A 2,184-nucleotide genomic window follows, 5' to 3' on the forward strand; every position below is an offset into this window, starting at 1 on the left:
CCGCAACACCTACGACCCCTACGGCAAGGCGGTGTCGCTGCCGTCCTGGCAAGGCGCCCCGGTCCCGGTTTCCTACGGCTTCACGGGCGCCCGCTGGGAGGAGTCCACCGGCCTGTACCTGATGCACCACCGCTGGTACGACCCCGCCACGGGCCGCTTCATCGAACAAGACCCCATCGGCGAGTCCGGCGGCCTGAACGTCTACGCCTACGTGGGCGCGAGCCCGACGATGAAAACCGATCCCAGCGGATTGAGGGAGCGAAGCCGGCTACCGCCGATACTTGGCTCCCGGAGTTCGTTGACCCGAATCGATGCCGGGATCAACTCTCCTGTTGCGGGTTTTTACGTGAACGGCGTTCGAGTAACGCAACGGGCATTCCTTTGGATGGCGCGATCAGTCGAGATGGGCAATCAGGCCCATGCTACTCGCATTGCTAGAGATGCGTCGGAGCTTGCGGGAAAGATGCTTGCGAGGGCCGAGGAGTTGGGGGCGCAAACAGAGTCGATGAGTGGTGAGGATGCCAGGGATGCGCGGGTGCTTATCGATCAGCTGACGCGAATGGCCGAGCAGCTAGAGTCTGTCGCTGATGCGGGGAGGTTCGGGGCAGAGGCATTGAAGTACGAAACGCTGAAGAAAGATCCGTGTTCTGGTTACACCTACTCGACATGTATTACTGTCACGGAGACGGTGAACAGCGCGGCACGGGACTACTGGAACCGAGTGAAGTCCTTCAGAGAGTTGAAAGAAACCTATGGTTGGAAACCTGGAGATTCGATGATCATCTCGAAGTACCGACCATTGGATCCTTTCAAAGAGCGGAATTACATGTTCTTGAGGAGCTATGAGAGTTCTGCTGGCCTTGCGCACGAGCAGGTAATCTGGCTCAGGGCTGATGGAGCAGTTGACAACAGGGGATACGGTCCGACAGGTCTTTAGAAAGAGGAGACCGTTTTCGAGCAATCCGTCTTTGGCGAAATGCCGAGACTACCTCCAGGAGTCGATCCCTTTGATGACTGGAAGAGTTCAGATCTGTTTCCACCATCAGATCCGAAACAGATGATTGGAGGTCCCGCAGATGGATGGGGGCTATTCATTTACAATTGCCAAGATGCAGCCGGTTGGCTGCACGACCAGTACCAGTGAGGATAGTGGCAATGACATTCGCGTCGAAATGTCTCGTTCACACTACTCGGCTTTTCTTCGTTGGCGTCTTACTGTGCATTTCGGCATGCACCTGGAAAGGGTGTCACACGATTCCCCCAAAGGGTCCTTTCGTATTTATCGCTCCCACGAAGCCGTTCTTCTTCGACAGGGTTGGAAACACCGAGGAATATGTGGTCGAGATCTCCGATATGGCAAACTACGAGCTGGCCTTGATTGTGGAGAATACAGAGGACTGTCTTTTCCCAGGCCGTGGTCCTTCTGATGTCGTAAACGACTGCCCTCTTCGGTGGAAGATCGACGCATCGGTATGGTACAAGGGCAGGCAGATTGAGCGAGAAGTCTTCGATGGTCTGATGGCAGGCGAGTCATTCGACGAGAATTGGGATTGCCTTGAGATTGTGCAACTTGGAATACTGACGACCCTCAAGTCTCTCATTGGCACAAAGAGATTCAGCGTCAAGGTCACTGTGCTCGCCGTCGATGAGCGATACACAGACGAGCATCTGCCGATTCAGGTCGGAATCAGGCGAAGTCCGCGGATTTGAAGAATGCTGGCCGTTCTGCCGCTGGCGGTTACGGGTCCTCACGTTGGGCTTGTCGACAATGAGGGGGTTCTTGCTCGAGCTACCTGGTGGAGACAGCATCCCTGTCAGCAGGCGCGACAGCGTGCGCACCTGGTACGTGCCCAGTGGCGAGCCCGGCGCTGGGCAACCGCAGTGGACCCAGGTGCACCGCTACGAGTACGACGCCCAGGGCCGCCAGACCCTGCGGGTCATGCCCGACGGCCGGGAGCAGCGCACCGGGTACGACAGCCTGAGCCGGGTGGCGAAGACGATCTACGCCAGCACTTCGGGCACATGCAACAGCGGCGGCACCGGGTGCGTGGAGCTGGCGAGCACTTGGGACCAGGCGGGGCGCCGCACGGCGCTGACCGCCAGCCTCGATGGCGCCGATCCCACTCACTACAACTTGACCGTCGGCGCGACCCAGACCCAGAGCTGGCGCTACCTATGAACGGG

General features: G+C 58.3%; 3 protein-coding genes. All 3 read left to right on the forward strand.

The window, feature by feature from the left end:
- Window positions 1-937: RHS repeat-associated core domain-containing protein (locus Q9Q40_01400; protein MDQ7005867.1), on the forward strand; the 937-nt coding region annotated here is incomplete at its 5' end.
- A gap of 398 nt (window positions 938-1,335) precedes the next feature.
- Window positions 1,336-1,710 (forward strand): hypothetical protein, encoded by a 375-nt coding sequence (locus Q9Q40_01405; protein MDQ7005868.1) that lies wholly within the window; start codon window positions 1,336-1,338, stop codon window positions 1,708-1,710.
- 121 nt (window positions 1,711-1,831) lie between these two features.
- Complete coding sequence (locus tag Q9Q40_01410) at window positions 1,832-2,179, forward strand: hypothetical protein (GenBank protein MDQ7005869.1); 348 nt, start codon at window positions 1,832-1,834, stop codon at window positions 2,177-2,179.
- Window positions 2,180-2,184 lie beyond the last annotated feature (5 nt).

The organism is Acidobacteriota bacterium, from assembly GCA_030949985.1.
In the GTDB taxonomy this organism is placed as follows: Bacteria; Acidobacteriota; Polarisedimenticolia; order J045; family J045; genus JALTMS01.